The organism is Rhodococcus sp. ARP2 (assembly GCF_001029585.1).
GTDB classification, from domain to species: Bacteria; Actinomycetota; Actinomycetes; order Mycobacteriales; family Mycobacteriaceae; genus Rhodococcus_F; species Rhodococcus_F erythropolis.
Genome location: NZ_LEKE01000118.1, coordinates 1 through 18,029 on the forward strand (window position 1 = coordinate 1; position 18,029 = coordinate 18,029).

19 protein-coding genes are annotated in these 18,029 nt (G+C 63.4%); 5 read left to right on the forward strand and 14 right to left on the reverse strand.

Annotated features, from left to right (window positions below):
• Both ABX74_RS28360 and rfbD read right to left on the reverse strand, forming a co-directional pair.
• A partial coding sequence (locus ABX74_RS28360) for a glycosyltransferase family 2 protein (RefSeq protein WP_047890249.1) occupies nucleotides 1-200 on the reverse strand: 200 nt, incomplete at its 3' end.
• 43 nt (nucleotides 201-243) lie between these two features.
• A complete protein-coding gene (rfbD, locus tag ABX74_RS28365) occupies nucleotides 244-1,083 on the reverse strand; it encodes a dTDP-4-dehydrorhamnose reductase (RefSeq protein ID WP_019747764.1) in 840 nt (279 codons plus the stop codon).
• Nucleotides 1,084-1,197: 114 nt separating this feature from the next.
• Here rfbD and ABX74_RS28370 point away from each other — a divergent pair, with 114 nt between their 5' ends.
• Together ABX74_RS28370 and ABX74_RS28375 are read left to right on the forward strand one after the other, a co-directional pair.
• A complete protein-coding gene (locus ABX74_RS28370; protein ID WP_047890283.1) occupies nucleotides 1,198-2,682 on the forward strand; it encodes an LCP family protein in 1,485 nt (494 codons plus the stop codon).
• Between the two features lie 21 nt (nucleotides 2,683-2,703).
• Nucleotides 2,704-3,417: a TIGR03089 family protein gene (locus tag ABX74_RS28375; protein ID WP_020969208.1), complete on the forward strand. Its 714-nt coding sequence runs from the start codon at nucleotides 2,704-2,706 to the stop codon at nucleotides 3,415-3,417.
• 3 nt (nucleotides 3,418-3,420) lie between these two features.
• Here the strand turns inward: ABX74_RS28375 and ABX74_RS28380 are convergent, their stop codons facing one another.
• The 7 genes from ABX74_RS28380 to ABX74_RS28410 form a co-directional block, all read right to left on the reverse strand.
• Complete coding sequence (locus tag ABX74_RS28380) at nucleotides 3,421-5,871, reverse strand: ABC transporter permease (RefSeq protein ID WP_047890250.1); 2,451 nt, start codon at nucleotides 5,869-5,871, stop codon at nucleotides 3,421-3,423.
• A complete protein-coding gene (locus ABX74_RS28385; RefSeq protein ID WP_019747760.1) occupies nucleotides 5,868-6,665 on the reverse strand; it encodes an ABC transporter ATP-binding protein in 798 nt (265 codons plus the stop codon). Before ABX74_RS28385 ends, ABX74_RS28380 begins: the two co-directional genes overlap by 4 nt.
• Before the next feature lie 134 nt (nucleotides 6,666-6,799).
• Nucleotides 6,800-7,492, reverse strand: a complete 693-nt coding sequence (locus tag ABX74_RS28390; protein ID WP_019747759.1) for a response regulator — start codon at nucleotides 7,490-7,492, stop codon at nucleotides 6,800-6,802.
• A gap of 35 nt (nucleotides 7,493-7,527) precedes the next feature.
• The gene (locus ABX74_RS28395) at nucleotides 7,528-8,715 is read right to left on the reverse strand and encodes a sensor histidine kinase (protein WP_019747758.1); all 1,188 of its coding nucleotides are present in this window, start codon (nucleotides 8,713-8,715) and stop codon (nucleotides 7,528-7,530) included.
• Between the two features lie 17 nt (nucleotides 8,716-8,732).
• A complete protein-coding gene (locus tag ABX74_RS28400; protein WP_047890251.1) occupies nucleotides 8,733-9,128 on the reverse strand; it encodes a hypothetical protein in 396 nt (131 codons plus the stop codon).
• A gap of 7 nt (nucleotides 9,129-9,135) precedes the next feature.
• The gene (purE, locus tag ABX74_RS28405; protein ID WP_047890252.1) at nucleotides 9,136-9,648 is read right to left on the reverse strand and encodes a 5-(carboxyamino)imidazole ribonucleotide mutase; all 513 of its coding nucleotides are present in this window, start codon (nucleotides 9,646-9,648) and stop codon (nucleotides 9,136-9,138) included.
• Nucleotides 9,632-10,831 (reverse strand): 5-(carboxyamino)imidazole ribonucleotide synthase, encoded by a 1,200-nt coding sequence (locus tag ABX74_RS28410; protein ID WP_020907084.1) that lies wholly within the window; start codon nucleotides 10,829-10,831, stop codon nucleotides 9,632-9,634. Before ABX74_RS28410 ends, purE begins: the two co-directional genes overlap by 17 nt.
• A gap of 191 nt (nucleotides 10,832-11,022) precedes the next feature.
• On the opposite strand from ABX74_RS28410, the gene ABX74_RS28415 reads away from it, so the two are divergent.
• Nucleotides 11,023-11,658 (forward strand): GtrA family protein, encoded by a 636-nt coding sequence (locus ABX74_RS28415; protein WP_047890253.1) that lies wholly within the window; start codon nucleotides 11,023-11,025, stop codon nucleotides 11,656-11,658.
• Between the two features lie 26 nt (nucleotides 11,659-11,684).
• Here the strand turns inward: ABX74_RS28415 and ABX74_RS28420 are convergent, their stop codons facing one another.
• The 5 genes from ABX74_RS28420 to ABX74_RS28440 all read right to left on the reverse strand — a co-directional run bounded on the left by ABX74_RS28420 (nucleotide 11,685) and on the right by ABX74_RS28440 (nucleotide 15,925).
• Nucleotides 11,685-13,007: a sensor histidine kinase gene (locus ABX74_RS28420; protein WP_019747754.1), complete on the reverse strand. Its 1,323-nt coding sequence runs from the start codon at nucleotides 13,005-13,007 to the stop codon at nucleotides 11,685-11,687.
• Nucleotides 13,008-13,033: 26 nt separating this feature from the next.
• Entirely contained in the window at nucleotides 13,034-13,714 is a 681-nt protein-coding gene (locus ABX74_RS28425) for a response regulator transcription factor (protein ID WP_003940916.1), read from the reverse strand.
• 37 nt (nucleotides 13,715-13,751) lie between these two features.
• On the reverse strand, nucleotides 13,752-14,318 hold the full coding sequence (locus ABX74_RS28430; protein ID WP_021343702.1) for a PH domain-containing protein: 567 nt from the start codon (nucleotides 14,316-14,318) through the stop codon (nucleotides 13,752-13,754).
• Between the two features lie 58 nt (nucleotides 14,319-14,376).
• Complete coding sequence (locus ABX74_RS28435; RefSeq protein ID WP_003941007.1) at nucleotides 14,377-14,952, reverse strand: HdeD family acid-resistance protein; 576 nt, start codon at nucleotides 14,950-14,952, stop codon at nucleotides 14,377-14,379.
• Between the two features lie 118 nt (nucleotides 14,953-15,070).
• Nucleotides 15,071-15,925 (reverse strand): biotin--[acetyl-CoA-carboxylase] ligase, encoded by an 855-nt coding sequence (locus ABX74_RS28440; RefSeq protein ID WP_019747752.1) that lies wholly within the window; start codon nucleotides 15,923-15,925, stop codon nucleotides 15,071-15,073.
• Nucleotides 15,926-16,040: 115 nt separating this feature from the next.
• Between ABX74_RS28440 and ABX74_RS28445 the strand changes: the two genes are divergently transcribed.
• Both ABX74_RS28445 and ABX74_RS28450 read left to right on the forward strand, forming a co-directional pair.
• Nucleotides 16,041-17,681, forward strand: coding sequence for an acyl-CoA carboxylase subunit beta (locus ABX74_RS28445; protein ID WP_003940853.1), 1,641 nt, complete (start codon nucleotides 16,041-16,043; stop codon nucleotides 17,679-17,681).
• Nucleotides 17,678-18,019 carry an acyl-CoA carboxylase subunit epsilon gene (locus ABX74_RS28450; protein ID WP_019747751.1) on the forward strand — a complete coding sequence of 114 codons (342 nt, stop codon included), beginning with the start codon at nucleotides 17,678-17,680 and terminating at the stop codon, nucleotides 18,017-18,019. The genes ABX74_RS28445 and ABX74_RS28450 overlap by 4 nt, the downstream gene beginning before the upstream one ends.
• Nucleotides 18,020-18,029 lie beyond the last annotated feature (10 nt).

The window sequence follows — 18,029 nt, forward strand, 5'->3', positions numbered from 1 at the left end:
CCGATGTTTCCCCCTGTACGAAGCAGACGAACATGCTCGTACTTGGCATCCGCCGCCTCCGGCGCACCATCGGTCGACCCGTTGTCGGCCATGATGACCTGGGGTTTTTCTGTCGTCGCCGCGGCGAGCGTGCTCAAGAAATTCTCGAGATGCTCGCCTGGGGAGTACGTCACCGTTACCACGGCCAGCTTGGGACTCACGCCGGTCAGCCTAGCCGCCCACGGGCACTGCCCCGAACAATGCTCACGCCAGAGCGGCGTGCAGAGCCTCTCGCCACGGACGCAGCGGCGTCATTCCCGCGGTAACCCACGCGCGCTCGGACAAAACCGAATATGCCGGGCGGGGCGCAGGGCGCACGAAGTCCGCGCTGCTGCACGGGCGCACCCGCGCCGGGTCTGCTCCGATCTCCTCGAACACCGCTCGCGCCAACTCGTACCAACTGGCTTGCCCGCCGTTGGTCAGGTGGAACGTCGACGCACCCGTGAAGTCCCGCAGCGCGAGTTCGACGATGCCGCCGGCCAGATCGACGCTGTACGTGGGTGACCCGATCTGGTCGTCCACGACGTTCACGAATTCTCGTTCGGCTTCGAGCCTGCGCATCGTGGCGACAAAATCCGTACCGCCACCCGAATACACCCACGCGGTACGGACAACGGCCACGTCGGCGCCCGACTCTCGTACTGCGATCTCGCCGTCCAGCTTGGTTCGGCCGTAGACCGTCGCGGGACCGGTCGGTGCATCGACGTCGTATGGAGTGCTCGCGTCACCCGGAAAGACGTAGTCCGTCGAAACGTGGATCAACCGCGAACCGGCCCGCGCACACGCTCGCGCGAGATTCAGCGGTCCGATCTCGTTGACCGCCCTCGCTGCCTCCTGGTCGGTCTCGGCGGCGTCGACCGCCGTGTACGCAGCGCAGTTGATCAGCACCGAATCGGGCGAGACGAAGTCGTCGACCGCGCGGCTGTCTGTGATGTCGAGCTCGCGGGAACCGACGGCCGTCACAGTGTGACCCGCCGACGTTGCGAGAGCATCGATACGTGTTCCGAGCTGCCCTCGGGCGCCGGTGAGCAGGATATTCGTCACATGGTTGAGTCTGGCACGCCGCGTCGAGGTACCCGCGGCCGAGCATCGGACCAGTAACCTGAAGGGGTGTCCCACCAGCAACCGCAGCGCCGCGCGCGTCCACGACCTGCGCCGATTCGGACCAAGACGAGCCCGGCTCGCATAGCGGTCGCGGTGCTCTCCGTGCTCGTACTGCTGGTCACCGGGTTCGCATGGCGAGGTGTGGACTCGTTGAGAAACAGCCTTGCCACTGCAAGCGGACTCGGCCTCGGTGGGGGCAAGGACGGAGCCATCGACATTCTGATGGTGGGAACCGACAGTCGCACCGACGCACACGGCAACCCGCTTTCACAAAGCGAGCTCGACTCGTTGCGCGCTGGTGAGGAAGTTGCGTCCAACACCGACACCATCATCTTGATCCGCGTCCCCAACGACGGAAGTTCGGCAACCGCGATCTCGATTCCCCGAGACGCGTACGTCAACGTCCCCGGTATCGGTATGTCGAAGATCAACGCCGCGTTCGGTGCCACCAAGGAAACCGAGCGACTGAAGTTGGTCAACAACGGGTCGTCCGACAGCGACGCAGACAAGAAGTCGACGGAAGCCGGCCGGACCGCGCTCATCGGAGCGGTAGGAAATCTGACCGGCATCACCGTCGATCACTACGCCGAAGTCGGTCTACTCGGATTCGTCCTGCTGACCAACGCAGTGGGCGGAGTCGACGTCTGCCTCAACGCGCCAGTCGACGAACCGATGTCCGGAGCCAACTTCGCAGCCGGGAAACAGACACTCGACGGCGCCGACGCGCTGAGCTTCGTGCGACAACGACACGACCTTCCTCGCGGCGACCTGGACCGGATCGTGCGCCAGCAGGTGTTCATGGCGTCCCTCGTCAGTAAGGTACTCAGCGCAAAAACCCTCAGTGACCCGGGCAAGCTCAGTCAGTTGACCTCGGCCGTTCAGCGTTCCGTCGTCATCGACGACGACTGGGACATCATCGAATTCGCCAAGCAGTTGCAGAATCTGGCCGGCGGAAAGGTGCAATTCGAGACCATTCCCGTTCTCGACATCAACGGCATGACCGATTACGGCGAGTCCATCGTCAAGGTCGATCCCAAGGCCGTCAAGAAGTACATCGCCGGATTGGTCGGCGCCGACAGCGAGGACTCGGAGGAGACCTCCGAGGCACCGACCACCGTGAATGCATCCTCGATCACGGTCGACGTCGCTAATGCCAGTGACGTCGCGGGGTTGGCCAGCGGGGTTTCCGAGGCATTGAGTGCCCTCGGGTACAAGCAGGGACAGGTCGGCAACAACACCGGCTCCTACGTCTCCGAATCGACGGTGTTCGCAAAGTCCGCGGACGACGACGCTGCACTCGCGGTGGCCGAGGCACTCGGCGGTCTGACGGTCAAGGCGGATTCGTCATTGTCCTCGGGCAAGGTTCGGGTTGTCATTGCCGAGGACTACTCCGGACCGCAATCCGCGGATGCGGTATCCCCGTCCGAAGGCGCAGCGACCACGACTGAATCGGCGAGCACCACCGAGACCAGCCCAACCCCGGCACCGCCCGGTCCCCCGATCGATGCAGCCTCCAACGGTCCCCGCTGTGTTAACTGAACGGCTGCGTAAGCTGATTACGTGCCTTCGCCTGTAGACAACCTGACCGACGCCCTCCTCGGACCGATCCTGGCTGCCGACCCGGCCGGCCCTCGCGTGACCTACTACGACGACGCCACCGGTGAGCGCATCGAATTGTCTGCGAGCACTCTGGCCAACTGGGCGGCAAAGACAGCGAACATGGTTCGGGACGAGTTCGCTCTCGAGCCCGGCGGCAAAGTTGCCGTGCTGCTTCCCGCGCACTGGCAGAGCGTCGCCGTCTTGCTGGGTGTGTGGTGGGCAGGCGGTGAGGTCGTCCTCTCCCCCGACGCCGACGCCGAACTGGCTTTTGTCACTGCCGACCGCCTGGACGATGTTGCGGACGTACCGGAAGTAGCCGCACTCTCACTCGACGCGTTCGGCAAAGGTTTGAGCGATCTTCCGCTCGGCGTCGCCGACTACGCAACCTCCATTCGTGTTCACGGCGACCAGTTCCGTAGCGCCGGAGCCGGTTCGGCGCTGGAAGGCCGGTCCGTAGCGGACACGATCGACGCCGCACGGGCATCGGCGAAGAACGTCGAATTGGCGTCGACGGATCGTGTCCTCTCCAGCCGCACGTGGGACACGGCAGACGAATTGATCGACGGGCTTCTGGCCGTTCTCGCCGCGGGCGCCTCACTCGTGCAGGTAGCCCACCCGGACGCGGAAGCTACCGCGCGCCGAGTGGGCACCGAGAAGGTCACGAAGCAGTTCTGAACGCTAGCTCGCGAGAGCTGTCACCGGTGACACCAGCCCCGCCCGCCTAGCGGGGAGCAGTGACGCGATCACACCGCAGATTCCGCCGATCAACACGATGGCTACCAATTGCGCCCACGGCACTGCGCTGAGGGCGACGTCCTCGATCCCGAACACCGAGGCGGTACCGGCTACACCGAACACCATCCCGAACAGCACTCCGATCACCGATGCGACTCCTGCCACCAGCAGTGCTTCCCAGATCAACATGGCTCGAATTCCCTTCTTGGTCAGTCCGAGTGCGCGAAGCAGTCCGGATTCGCGGCGCCGTTCGAGAACGGACAGTGCCATGGTGTTTCCGACGCCGATCAGAGCGATCAACACCGCTACCGACAGCAACCCGGCAACCACCATGAGCATGGTGTCGAGGATCGAATCGAGCGCCGAGCGCATTTCGGTCATTCCTTGAACATCGCTGCCCGGAGCTTCCTGGCGTGCCAGTTCGGTGATGCGGTCGGTGGCAGCGAGCGCCTCTTCGTCGGTGTCCGTCCCCAACCTGACCCAGTAGGAATCGGTGGTCGACGTGGTGGCGGCTGCACCCAGATCGCCTCGATCCAACAGCGCTGGTTGACCTTTCACACCTTCGATCACGCTGACGTTCACGGCACCGCGATCCCCACGCACCGTCGCCGTCTCACCCGCCGAGAGTTTGTATTCGGTCAGGTCAGCGGGTGAGAGCACCAACTGACCGGCCGCGGGTACCGAGATCTCGGTACGCAGAACATCTTTCACCCGAGCAGCGTCGACACCGAACCCGGCCAACGAACCGCGCCCGTCGATCGTCAGTTCGGCCTTGTCCAGACCGCTCACCGCGCCGACGCCGTTGACCGCGGCGATGTCTGTGCCCAACCCTGCGGGAAGCGGTGCCGAACCGGAACTGCTCACCATGACGTCGACGGGGAATTGACTGTCCATCGCCGCGGGTGCGGCTTCCTTGACCGTCGCGATTCCCACGACGAGCGTGCTCGTCAAGGCCACACCGATCAACAGGGCCGTGGCTGTCGCCGAGGTCCGGCGTGGGTTCCGACCGGCGTTGCCTGCTGCCAGGCTTCCCACCGGACCGATCAGTCTCGCCAGCACTCCGCCGGCGGCATTGATCAGCGCGGGCACGATTCGCCCGGACAGTGCTGCGATCCCCAGGAACGAAAAGAGTCCACCGGCAGTCGCCGCCGGCACCTGCTGATTCGTCACTCCCAGAACGGTCATCGCGATTCCCGCGAGCAGTATCACGACGCCCAGAACCCGGCGCACGACCGACACCTGAACGCTCTCGGGCTTGGACTCCATCGGCTGCAGTGCCGCCAGCGGGGAGAGCCTCGTTGCCGCCCGCCCGGGCGCAGATGCAGCGAGCATCGTCATCACGATGCCGACGGCAAGACCGACCAGCACGGTCACCGGGGTGACGCTCAGTGACGAAAGAGGCACCGGCACATCTGCGGCCGTTGCTACGCGACCGATCGCCCAGGCAAGTCCGACACCGAGTCCGACGCCGATCACCGAGGCGATCACGCCGACCGCAGCGGCTTCGCTGCGAATGCTCCGGCGAACCTGTTTGGCTGTGGCGCCGACGCATCGCAGCAACGCGAGTTCCTGAGTGCGCGCGGCGAGCAGAACGGCAAACGTATTGGCGATCACCAGCGCGGCAACAACAACGGCAATGGCACCGAAGGCGAGCAACACCGTGCTGAGGATCTTGGTGCCACCCATGTATTCCGCTGCCGCGTTGTCGGTGGCTTCTTCTCCCGTCAACACGGTGGAGTCCGCGGGCAACGCGCTCGCGATCGAATCCACGAGTTGTTGCTGAGAGCGCGAACCGTCACCGGCGACACGGAACTCACGTTTGGCGCTGTCCCCGGCCCACGCGCTCACCTGCTCGGCGGTGGTGAATATCTTGATCCCACCCAGCCGTTGCGCCGAACCGGAGAGATCGACCAGCCCGACCACCTGCGCGGTGGGCGCAGCGACACCGACCGTCGAATCCCTTGCCGTGACAGTGATTCGGGCACCCGTCGGTATCCCGGAGTCCGCGCTCACCAACACCTGCCCCAGACCGGCCGGAAGCGAACCCTCCGACAAGTTCTCCCAACGCAATTCGGGATTGTCGGCGATCGAGAGAGCATCCCCGTAGGACGCGCCCTTTGCCTCGGAGTCGACGCGAACATACGTCGACACGTCGTCGGCGACTGCCGAGACGCCCGGCACCGCACCCAGCAGTGCTTCCGTCACGCCTGGACCGGAGGCGACGACATCCGTGGTTTCGTATTGCGTCGCAAGTGATTTACTCACACTCGCATCGACCGTCGAGCTCAATGTCAAAGTCGCGACGATGTATCCGACTGCGATCACCACGGCGAGTATCGAAGCCACATAGCGCCCGGCATGTGCCCGCGCCTGGGCAAAGGCCAGACCCCTCATCGCAGTGCACCCGAAACTGCAGGAACATCAGCCAGGTCGTCGGCACCGAGTGCTCGCATGGCACCGATCACCGAGTCGACGGTGGGATGGTCGATCTCTCCGGCAATACGCCCGTCCGCGATCAACACGACTCGGTCCGCATACGACGCCGCCACCGGATCGTGTGTCACCATGACAACCGTCTGACCGGTCTCCCGAACACTGGTGCGCAAGAGGCCCAGAACCTCGGTCCCGGAACGGGAATCCAAATTTCCCGTGGGCTCGTCGGCAAAAATCACGTCGGGCTGCGGCAGTAGTGCGCGGGCGACAGCTACACGCTGCTGCTGACCACCGGACAACTCGTGCGGCAGGTGGTCGAGGCGCTTCGACAGGCCCAGTTTCCCGATCACCTCGTCCATCCACTCGGGCGAGGGTTCACTACCCGCCAGCTTCATCGGCAGCAGCATGTTCTCCCGAGCAGTGAGCACCGGCAGCAGGTTGAACGCTTGGAAGACGAATCCGATTCGCTCGCGTCGAAGTTCGGTGAGTTCTGTGTCGCCGAGTTTCGTGACTTCGGTGTCGCCCAGGAAGACCTGTCCGCCCGAAACCGTGTCGAGCCCGGCCAGGCAGTGCATGAGCGTCGACTTTCCGGAGCCGGACGGGCCCATGATCGCGGTGAACCGCTCACGACCGAAGTCCACGTCGACCCCGCCGAGCGCGTGAACCGTGGTCTCACCGGTGCCGTACACCTTGGTGACACCGCGGGCAGTGATCGCCGGCACTGCGGCTGGTTCCGTCGTGGTGTGCGCATGCATTTTTTGCCCTCCGTAAAGCTTCTCGCTATGACGGAATCGACGTTATTGCAGCGCAAGTGGTCTCCGCGTCGGAGCGCGGGGCGATCTTGGAGAGCCCGGTGTCATCCCGGGGTAGGACTGAACAGGGCTGCGCGTCAGCCCTCGGTGCCGAGGAGATCTGCGCGCCGGACAAGTCCGATCTGGAAGGCAAAGACGACGGCCTGCACACGATCACGTGAATGGGTCTTCGAAAGAACCCGTCCGACATGGGTTTTCACTGTCGTTTCGGAGACGTGGAATTTTGCGGCGATCTCCGAATTCGACAGCCCGTACGCCATGGCCTCGAGCACCTCGACCTCGCGCGGTGTCAGCTCTTCGGGCAACTGCGATTCGGGCGCCGAACCTTCCAGGAGAGGTCCGACGTGCTGAAGCAGTCGCCGAGTGGCCCGAGCTTCGATCACCGCGTCCCCGCGATGCACGGTGCGGATGGCGTCGAGCAACTGTTCCGGTGGCACGTCCTTGAGCAGGAAGCCGCTGGCGCCCGCCCTGATTGCCGACATCACGTACTCGTCGTTGTCGAAGGTGGTGAGCACCACGACCTTCGGCGCATCGGGGTCGGCCAGGAGCCGACGGGTCGCCTCGATGCCGTCCATCTTCGGCATCTGGACATCCATCAGGACGACGTCGACATGTCGGGCCGCCAACTCGGTCAATGCCTGCTGACCGTCCGAAGCCTCGACCACCACGGACAGATCCGGCTGCGAGTCGATGACCATTCGAAAACCTGCGCGGACCAGCTGCTGATCGTCGATCAGTGCCACTGCGATCGGAGCCACGTGTTCGTCCATGCCACTCACCTTAAGACCTTCAGACGTTTCAAGACCTACCCAGACGTTCGTTCATACGGCAGGACGGCCCGGACACTGTATCCGCCGCCTGATTTCGGCCCGGCGGTTACTTTGCCTCCGTGCAGCTTGGCTCGCTCGGCCATTCCGATCAGTCCCTGTCCGCCTGGTGACGATTCGACCAGCGCGGCGCTGCCGCCTCGTCCGTCGTCGGTGATGCCGAGAACGAGTTCGGTTTCAGCCCACGTCATCTCGACGCTCGCCTGTGCTCCTGGCCCCGCATGTTTGAGAACGTTCGTCAGCGATTCCTGGACGATGCGATACGCCGTCAACCCCGCACCCGCAGAGAGTTCGCGTGGTTCACCGGTCACACTGACGGCGATGTCGAGTCCGCTGCTGCGTAACTCGTGGAAGAGACTGTCGATATCGCCGGCGCCCGGGATCACCGAGAAATCCCGGGGCGTGTCCTCACGCAGGACGGACAGAAGCGATCGCATGTCGGTCAACGCTTGGCGACCGGTGGAGGCAATGGTTTCGAGCGCCTGAATTGCAGCCTGAGGATCCTTGGCCGCGCTGTAACGTCCGCCGTCGGCCTGAGCGATGACAACGGTCAACGAATGCGCGACGATGTCGTGCATCTCGCGCGCAATCCTCGAGCGTTCGCTGATCGTCGCGATTTCCGCTTCCTGCGCACGCTCGAGTTCGAGCAACCGTGCGCGCTCGGTCAGACCTTCCAATTGTTTGGTGCGAACTCGACGCAAATCACCGAACGCCCAGACCGCGAGCATGAAGATCATGACGGCCACGGACTGCATGACCTGCGAAGACACCGGGATTCCGTCGTAGCCGAAGTATCGAACAGTTCCGGCAATCGAGCCGAGCAACGCGAGCACCAGGCCGGTGAGCGAACTCCACCGAGCGCCATAGGCGGCCAGCGCGTACAGGGAGATGGGCACGACAACGGCCGATGCGAGCAGTGTGTTGCCGATGAAGATCACGTGTAGAACTGCGAACCCTGCGATCACCATGCCGGAGAGTTCGGGGCGCGAGCGTCGCCATGCCAACGGAACGGTCATACCCAGCGAGACGAACACCGCCAGCGGACTCGCCTCGACCGCAACGACAACGCTGAACAGTGCGGCAACCGTCGCAATGCAGATGTCCACACCGCGAGCATGTTCCGCGCTCCAGCGGACGAAGCGTTCACTAGTCGGAAAACGAGCCATGCCGCCAAGAGTAGCTTTTACTGACGAGCTTTCACTCGGGTGCGGTAACCGCCGTCTTCGAGACCGGCCTCGATTTCGAATCGGTTCCGCGGACCGCGATGACGCAACTCCTCACGCAGGTACAGCAGCCCGAATACGATTCCGTACCTGGCCCATTGGTCCGCGTGAACTGCCTCGTGACGAAGGACGGATCGAGTCGTGTTTCGCCGGGTGAGGTACACACCACCGAGAGTTGTTCCGCCTCTGGCGAACCCGCCGCGCAGCCCGGAAGCGACAAAGATCCCGGACTCGTCGTCGAAGCGGATGTCCGCGCCGAGAATCCCGGCGTAGAACAGGGCGACGCGAGTGACGAATGCGGACTGCGCGCTGCCCCGACTCGCTCGGATCAGCGGCAGCCCACGCCGTGCACACACGAGAAGATCAGCCCAGCAGTTTCTCGCGAAGCGCCTTGTCCTTGTCGAGCACCATCGCCTCGAGGCTCTCCTGGAAAGCCACCATCCGCTGCTGCAGTGCGGGATCCGAAGCGCCGAGGATCCGAGCAGCCAACAGACCGGCGTTGCGAGCGCCGCCGATCGAGACCGTCGCCACCGGGACGCCGGCCGGCATCTGCACGATCGAGAGGAGTGAATCCATACCGTCGAGGTACTTGAGCGGCACCGGAACACCGATGACCGGCAACGGCGTAGCCGAGGCAACCATGCCCGGAAGGTGCGCGGCGCCACCGGCACCGGCGATGATGACCTTGATTCCGCGGCCCGCGGCTTCCTTGGCGTAGTCGAGCATCCGCTGAGGCGTGCGATGCGCCGAGACGACACCGACCTCGAACCGGATACCGAACTCGGCCAGAGCTTCGGCTGCAGCTTCCATGATCGGCCAATCCGAATCGCTGCCCATGATCAGGCCGACCTGCGCGCTCTCACTCACCGTGTACATCCCATCCGTCGGTCCAAACTGCATACGAAAGCCAATGTGCTGCGCGCTCGGCGCGTTCCCGAACTGCGGCAACGTAATTCGGGTCGTCGATGGATCCGGCGCCGCCGACGATGTTGACGTGGCCGATCTTGCGATCCTTGCGCTCACCCTTGCCGTACAGGTGGATCTTCGCATCGGGCATCCGCGCGAAGAGGTGATGGACACGCTCGTCCATCGTCATCTCGGGCGCTTCCGGCGCACCCAGAACGTTTGCCATCACCGTGACCGGCGCGATCGGCGAGGTGTCGCCGAGCGGGTAGTCGAGAACGGCACGCAGATGCTGTTCGAACTGAGAGGTGCGTGCGCCGTCCATCGTCCAGTGACCGGAGTTGTGCGGGCGCATTGCCAGCTCGTTGACCACGAGAGTGCCGTCAGTCGTCTCGAAGAGTTCGACGGCCATCGAGCCGACGACACCCAACTCGGAAGCGATGCGTAGCGCCAATTGTTCGGCTTCCTCGGCAACGGCACTCGAAAGGGCGGGGGCAGGTGCGATCACGACGGCGCACTGGCCGTTGCGCTGAACGGTCTCTACGACCGGCCACGTAGCGCCCTGTCCGAACGGCGACCGCGCAACCATGGCAGACAGTTCCCGACGCATCGAGACCATTTCCTCGACGATCAGCGGAACACCCTTGTCCAGCTGCTCGGTGACAATGGCTTCTGCTTCGTCCTGATCATCGGTGATCCAGACGCCCCGGCCGTCGTAGCCTCCGCGGGTTGCCTTGATGACAAGCGGCCAACCGTGTTCGGCACCGAAACGCACGACGTCTTCCGCCCACGTCACTTCGGCGTACGCGGGTACAGGTGCGCCCAGTTCGGCAAGTTTGCGACGCATCAGCAATTTGTCCTGAGCGAAGATCAGAGCCTGCGGCGGAGGCTGAACGTTCACGCCTTCGGCAACAAGAACCTCGAGATGTTCGGTCGGCACGTGCTCGTGGTCGAACGTCAACGCGTTGGAACCGACCGCTGCGCGGCGAAGAGCGTCGAGGTCGGTGTGGCTACCGAGCACGACATCGGGGCTGACCTGAGCTGCCGGCTCGTCCGCAGTCCCGGAGAGCACTCGGAGCGTCTGGCCCAGGGCCACCGCCGCCTGGTGAGTCATCCTGGCCAACTGTCCGCCACCGATCATGGTGACGACGGGCATGGATGCTTTTGCCGGTCGAGGGGTGGTCGGGCGGGCGGGGATCTGCGCGGGATCGTTGTTGCCGGTCACGGCTCTCTATGTTGTCATGTGCCGTGTTCGCCCGTTCATTCAGCGTTCCCAATCTGTGATTCTGCTGATGAATCCGCGGCAAATTGGTGGTAACGCGGTTTCGTTTCGTAAACTCATCTGTTGTGCCATTTGTCGACGGGGTCATTGCCCGCATACCCCAACCGTTTCGTGACATCGCTCTGCGTCACAGCGAGCTGATCAAATTCGCGATCGTCGGCGGAACTACCTTCCTGATCGACTCGGGCATCTTCTACACACTCAAGCTGTCGATCCTCGAATCCAAGCCGATCACGGCCAAGATCATCGCCGGCGTCGTCGCGGTGATCGCGTCGTACATTCTCAACCGCGAGTGGTCGTTCAAGAACCGTGGTGGCCGTGAGCCAGCGCACGAAGCTGCGCTGTTCTTCATCATCAGCGCCATCGGCGTCGTCATCAGCTTCATCCCGCTCTACATCTCCAGTTACGTCTTCAACCTGCGCGTACCCGAAGTCAGCTTGGCGACGGAGAACATTGCCGACTTCATCAGTGCGTACGTCATCGGCAACCTGCTGCAGATGGCGTTCCGATTCTGGGCCTTCCGCAAGTTCGTGTTTCCCGACGAGAATCCGGAACCGCTCGAACTGTCCGACACCACAGGATTGTCCGAAACCACAGCGTTATCCGAAACCACGGCGTTATCCGAAACCACAGCGTTATCCGAAACCACGGCGCCTGACCCGGTCATTCCTGATGCCGAAGAGGAACTCGGGCACTCCTGAGTTTTCCGTCTGCGCGAGCCTTTCGGTCAGCGCGGTTCGCGGTGCGGAACGACGTCCGCGGTCGGCGCAGTGTTGGCCACCGGCAGGAAGACCGCGAACAAGGCAGGCTTACGCCTCTGCAGTTCCAGTCGGCCCCCGTCGGCTTCGATCAGTGCACGTGCGAGCGCCAACCCGACGCCGGTGGACCCGGCCCCCGAAAATCCTCTGTCGAAGATGTGCGGTGCAAGATCGTTCTCCACGCCGGAGCCTTCGTCGGTGACCTCGACGCACACCATCGAGTCACGACGAGACGAACTGCGCCCGGTACCGTCGATCAATCGGACAGACACCGTGCACGTACCTTCACCGTGTTCGAACGAATTGTCGACCAGAACGGAAACAGCTTCACGCAGACGCGAACCTGTGGTCGCGGCCATCACCGCGCGATCGCCGCGTAGGCGGAGCCTGCGTCCCTCTCCGTCGAATTGAGCCTGCCAGTCGCGGGTCACCTGTTCCAGCTCGCCGACTACCGACACCAGACTCGCCGATGACCCACTGGTGCGCGACGAGCGAATCAGGTCGTCGATTCCGTCGGTGAGCCTGTCCACTTGCGCCATGGCTTCCTCGGCCTCGTTCACGACGTCAGGATCTTCGTGAACGGACAACTCGTCCAGTCGCAGCCGCACTGCAGTCAGTCGACTGCGCAGTTGATGCGAGACGTCCGCAACCAGCGCGCGCTCTCGTTGCAGCCGCACCGAAATCTCCACAGTTGCCGCGTCGAGGACGTCGGACACGCGGTCGAGTTCGGGGATGTCGTGCCGACGAGGATCCGGCCGGAAGTCACCTTCGGCGAGGCGTGCCGCCCGGTCGGCCACATCCTGCAGCGGATCGGCAAGCCGACGCGCAGTGACCACAGCGACCACGGTGCCTGCCGTGATGGACAGAAGCACGAGCACACCGACGGCCATCACCGCTTGCTTCTGCTGGGTGCGCAAGTTCTCCGACGGCACCTCGAGGCGCAACGAGCCGGACGTTCCCATCGCGAGCGATTCGACGAGTGCGTTCTTGACCGTCGCCTCACCGACGTCGACGCGTGCAGCGCCGTCGACGACGGTCGGATACACGACGACGAGGCGCCCGTCGTTCGGGGTGAGAACCTTGAGCGAATCGGTGTTCAACGCACCTTCGACGAGTCCGTTCGTCCCCTCTTGCGCGATGACCTCAGCGGCCATCCGGTCGAGGCGCACCCGGAGATCACTTCGCGTCACGTCCTCCACCCAGAGCCACGCCGTGTAGATCAGCGGAACCCCCAGCAGCAACGCCGTCATGATCACGACAGCGAGAATCGACTGCAATATGCGACGCCGCATGCCGGCAGTTCCTGATTCTCGAGAAGTTAGTCGGTGTTGATTCGGAAACCGACACCGCGGACGGTGGCAATTCTGCGTTCCACGGCAGGGCCCTCGTCACCGATCTTGCGGCGCAGCCACGACATGTGCATGTCGAGCGTCTTCGATCCACGAAGCTCGACGTCGCCCCACACCTCACGAAGGATCGTATCGCGCGATACTACTTCCCCGGCATGTTCGAGGAGGACCCGCAGAAGTTCGTATTCCTTGTTGGCCAAGGCGATTTCGGAGCCGTTGACGAGTACCCGTCGTGCCGCGGGCTCGAGCCTGATGCCACCGACCTCGACGATCGTGTCCTCGCGGCCACCGTGGCGACGCAGGAGTGCTCGCACACGTGCCATCAACTCGGCGAGACGAAACGGCTTGCTGACGTAGTCGTCGGCGCCGGCGTCCAACCCGACCACGAAGTCGACTTCGTCGGTCCTGGCGGTCAACATCAGCACGGCGAGCGAGGTGCGATGCGCACGAATCTGTCGACAGACCTCGAGGCCGTCCATGCCCGGAAGGCCGAGATCGAGAATCAACAGATCGAAATCACCTTCGAGCGCCTGCTGCAACGCAGCGGGTCCGGTCGGTTCGACCGTCACCGAATACCCTTCACGCCCCAGTGCGCGGGAGAGGGGTGCGGCAATGGCCTCGTCGTCTTCGGCTAGCAATACGGCAGTCACACGAACAGACTACGGACAACACGCCTTTGCACGTTGATTACCAGCCATTTCGATCGTTCGGGTCGTCGTTTTCACCCGCCGGCCGCTGCGGTGGCTGCGATGGTGGCTGCTGCATGGAATCGAAAACCTGGTGATACAGCAGGGCGTGAACGTGCTCGACGTCAGGAATGTCGTCGAACTCGAGCGGATCGTCACTGGCAGAGGCGATGACCAGAGTTCCGGTCTTGAGCATTCGATCGATCAAGCCGTGGCGGAACTGAACATTGCTGATCCGCCCCATGGGGATGTCGATACCGGTATGCGTGAGCACTCCGTGGCGGATGAGCACTCGCCGATCGGTGACGATGAAATGCGTGAACTTCCAGACCGTGAACGGCGCAACCGATCGCCAGGCCACGACACCGAGCCAGATGATTCCGATGGCGATGGACGACACGGTGCGAGCCGTGCCGTCCAATCTCGTCTGTGCGAGGCCCAACAAGAACCCGGCTACGGCCGTCGCAAGCACGAACGTCAGCGCCGGAAGCACCAACATCTTCCAATGAGGATGGCGATGCAGTATCAGTTCCTCGTCCTGAGCGAGGGCGTCTTCGGGATATCCCATGACGGGAAGTCTGCCATCCCGCACCGACTTTCAGGCACACCCACGTTCAGGGCAACGCTCAGGGCTGAGCGATCTTTCGCAGCACCAACGGGGTCACGACGATGATGATGCCGTACAGCACCATCCACACGCCGACCACGATGCGGAAGACGTCGAGCGAGAGTTCGGGCTGCAGAAGGACGATTGCACCCGCGACGATGCTGATGACTCCGAGCACGATCGACAGACCGCGATCGACGGTGTGCCCGGACGCCGCGTCGACCAGATCGAGAACGCCACGGAATACCCACCAGGCACCGATCACCAATGCGATCAGAACCACCGTCTGCAAAGGGCTACGGAGAACCAGGAATCCGAGGAGCACTGCCAACGCGCCGGAGATCGCGACAAGCGTCCGAGTTCCACCCGAAGCCGTCACGTCCGCGAACGAACGGATGATCTGGACGATTCCGAATCCGAACAACTGAATCGCAATGACCACCGCGACCACGAAAAGGGTGGCATCCGGCCATGCGAGTACCGCGATACCCAGGCCCAATGTGAGGACACCGAGCAGCACCGTCACACCGGTGAGTACGCGGCGAGCGCTCTCGGCCGTCTCGGCTTCGGTCGGAACAACGATCGGTGTGGTCATGACGCCCCTAGGCAGCTCAGTAAATCCCGCAGTTAAATGAAATGAAGGACGGACGGTTGGTTCGAAAACCGGCCAGGGCCAAAAATTAGCACTTTGGTGCCAGAAAATCCGGCAAGGCTCACGATTCGGCTACCGGGGCGGCCCGAAGGTGCGTGATATCACCCGCAGCGACCGCAAAGGTCTCCCCATCTGTTCCTTCGATTTCGATGACAACGCGGCCGGAAGTGTCGACGTCGGTCGCGATACCGAACACCTCCTTGTCGCCCGGCAAGACCGCGCGGACTCGTTTGCCCAGCGTCCCGCAACGCTGCCGGTATTCGGCAGCCAACACAGATGTATCCCATTTCGATGATTCCCAAGCACGGAATTGCGTCGCCAACTCACGGGCGATTGCTCGAACGAGGGTGTCGCGGTCGACAGTCGATGCTTCTTCGATGAGGAGTGATGTAGCGGTCGGGACGGGCAGCTCCTCGACACCCAGGCTCACGTTCAACCCGATGCCCACCACCACCGCGGGATCGGGCGCTGTCCTTGCCACCTCGGCCAGAATTCCGGCGACCTTCTTGTCACCGATGAGAACGTCGTTCGGCCACTTGAGTTCTGCGGGCACTTCGGCCACGTTCCGCAGCGCGTCGACGACCGCGATTCCCGACAGTAGCGGGAGCCAACCCATGTCCGTGAGATTCATTCCGGGCATCGACAGCAGAACCGACATCGAGATCTGCGCTTGCGGCGGACTCACCCAAGTGCGCGAATGACGGCCGCGGGCACTCGCCTGATACTCGGCGATCAGAACGTGACGGTCGGCATCCGGATCTGCCGCTCGCGCAAGGAGATCCGCGTTCGTCGAACCGGTCTCCTCGACAACGTCGAGGCGGTTCCAGAAAACGCGCGCGTCGTCGTTGTCACTGCGCACGAGTGCGCGTCGTAGGGCATTGCCGTCGAGGGGCGGTCGGTTCAAGTCGGTCCACATAGCCCCAGCCTATGACGACAGCGAGAATGTACTGGTCAGTAGCTTGAGCCTGCAAGACAGCGACAATCGGACCTGCCTTCGAAGCCCCCCACGCACTCTCGTTAAGCTCACGTCCATGACCACTGTCCAAGAGCCGAACGCGCCGGAGGCGGCGGCCGCACCCGATATCCACACGACCGCGGGAAAGCTCGCGGACCTGCGGAATCGCCAAGCCCAGGCGCAGGCACCGAGCGGCGAAGCCGCCATCGACAAGGTGCACGCCAAAGGCAAGCTGACCGCCCGCGAGCGCATCACCGCCCTCCTCGACGAGGGCTCCTTCGTCGAACTCGACGCACTGGCACGGCACCGAAGTGTGAACTTCGGTCTCGCTGACAACCGCCCGGTCGGCGACGGCGTCGTCACCGGTTACGGCACCATCGACGGCCGCGACGTCTGTGTCTTCTCACAGGACGCCACCGTTTTCGGCGGATCGCTCGGCGAAATCTACGGTGAGAAGATCGTCAAGGTCATGGACCTCGCGATCCGCACCGGTCGCCCCCTCGTCGGCATCAACGAAGGTGCAGGCGCGCGCATTCAGGAAGGCGTCGTCTCGCTCGGCCTCTACGGCGAGATCTTCCACCGCAACGTCCAGGCCTCGGGTGTCATCCCCCAGATCTCACTGATCATGGGACCCGCCGCCGGCGGCCACGTCTACTCCCCCGCACTGACCGACTTCGTCGTGATGGTCGACGAGACTTCCCAGATGTTCGTCACCGGCCCCGACGTCATCAAGACAGTCACCGGCGAAGACGTCACGATGGAAGACCTCGGTGGTGCTCGCACCCACATGGTCAAGTCCGGAGTCGCCCACTACGTCGCTTCCGGCGAGCAGGATGCCCTCGACTACGTCAAGGACCTGCTCAGCTACCTGCCGTCCAACAACCAGGCAGCAGCTCCCCGCGGCGAGATCACCGACCCGATCGTCGGTTCGATCGAAGACAGCCTGACCGCTGAGGACATCGAACTCGACACCCTCATCCCGGATTCGGCCAACCAGCCGTACGACATGCACGAGGTCATCCGTCGCATCCTCGACGACGACGAGTTCCTCGAGGTCCAGGCCGAGCGCGCGATGAACATCATCGTCGGTTTCGGTCGCGTCGACGGCCGCTCGGTCGGCATCGTCGCCAACCAGCCCACCCAGTTCGCGGGCTGCCTCGACATCGACGCCTCGGAGAAGGCCGCTCGCTTCGTGCGTACCTGCGACGCGTTCAACGTCCCGATCATCACCCTCGTCGACGTTCCCGGTTTCCTCCCCGGAACCGAGCAGGAATACAACGGCATCATCCGTCGCGGCGCGAAGCTCCTCTACGCGTACGGCGAGGCAACGGTCGGCAAGATCACGGTCATCACCCGCAAGGCTTACGGCGGAGCGTACGACGTCATGGGCTCCAAGCACATGGGCGCCGACGTGAACCTGGCATGGCCGACCGCTCAGATCGCCGTCATGGGTGCATCCGGAGCTGTCGGATTCGTCTACCGCAAGCAGCTTCTCGAAGCCGCGAAGAACGGCGAAGACGTCGATGCATTGCGCCTCAAGCTGCAGAACGAGTACGAGGACACCCTCGTCAACCCGTACGTCGCCGCTGAGCGCGGATACGTCGACGCTGTCATTCCTCCGTCGCACACCCGCGGACAAATCGTTTCCGCATTGCGACTGCTCGAGCGCAAGGCTGTTTCCCTTCCGCCCAAGAAGCATGGGAACATTCCCCTATGACCGCAACCACCGAGGACATTCTCAGCGAAGATGTCGCACTGGCGGAGACTGCACCGACCAACGGTGCGGTCGTCGAGGGAAGCGCGACGGACGCTTCGCTCACGGAGCTGACCGAGACGTCGACCTCCGACGCGTCGGTCATCAAGATCGTCAAGGGTTCGCCCACCGACGTCGAGATCGCGGCACTGGTCAGCGTGCTTGCCGCGGCTGCCGGCAGCGGTCAGGCTCCCGAGTCGAATGTTCCCGCGGAGACCTGGGGCGATCCGACTCAGTTCCACCGCACGCGTGCGCCGTTCTCGCCGTACGCGTACCTGAACCCCGCGATCCGTCGCAGCTGACGATCACTTG

Bases quoted from the DNA above. Each gene is read 5' to 3' on its own strand.
- ABX74_RS28380 (WP_047890250.1), bottom strand. From the start codon at position 5,871: ATGAGGGGTCTGGCCTTTGCCCAGGCGCGGGCACATGCCGGGCGCTAT.
- ABX74_RS28385 (WP_019747760.1), bottom strand. From the start codon at position 6,665: ATGCATGCGCACACCACGACGGAACCAGCCGCAGTGCCGGCGATCACT.
- ABX74_RS28390 (WP_019747759.1), bottom strand. From the start codon at position 7,492: ATGGACGAACACGTGGCTCCGATCGCAGTGGCACTGATCGACGATCAG.
- ABX74_RS28395 (WP_019747758.1), bottom strand. From the start codon at position 8,715: ATGGCTCGTTTTCCGACTAGTGAACGCTTCGTCCGCTGGAGCGCGGAA.
- purE (WP_047890252.1), bottom strand. From the start codon at position 9,648: ATGTACACGGTGAGTGAGAGCGCGCAGGTCGGCCTGATCATGGGCAGC.
- ABX74_RS28410 (WP_020907084.1), bottom strand. From the start codon at position 10,831: ATGCCCGTCGTCACCATGATCGGTGGCGGACAGTTGGCCAGGATGACT.
- ABX74_RS28420 (WP_019747754.1), bottom strand. From the start codon at position 13,007: ATGCGGCGTCGCATATTGCAGTCGATTCTCGCTGTCGTGATCATGACG.
- ABX74_RS28430 (WP_021343702.1), bottom strand. From the start codon at position 14,318: ATGGGATATCCCGAAGACGCCCTCGCTCAGGACGAGGAACTGATACTG.
- ABX74_RS28435 (WP_003941007.1), bottom strand. From the start codon at position 14,952: ATGACCACACCGATCGTTGTTCCGACCGAAGCCGAGACGGCCGAGAGC.
- ABX74_RS28440 (WP_019747752.1), bottom strand. From the start codon at position 15,925: ATGTGGACCGACTTGAACCGACCGCCCCTCGACGGCAATGCCCTACGA.
- ABX74_RS28445 (WP_003940853.1), top strand. From the start codon at position 16,041: ATGACCACTGTCCAAGAGCCGAACGCGCCGGAGGCGGCGGCCGCACCC.
- ABX74_RS28450 (WP_019747751.1), top strand. From the start codon at position 17,678: ATGACCGCAACCACCGAGGACATTCTCAGCGAAGATGTCGCACTGGCG.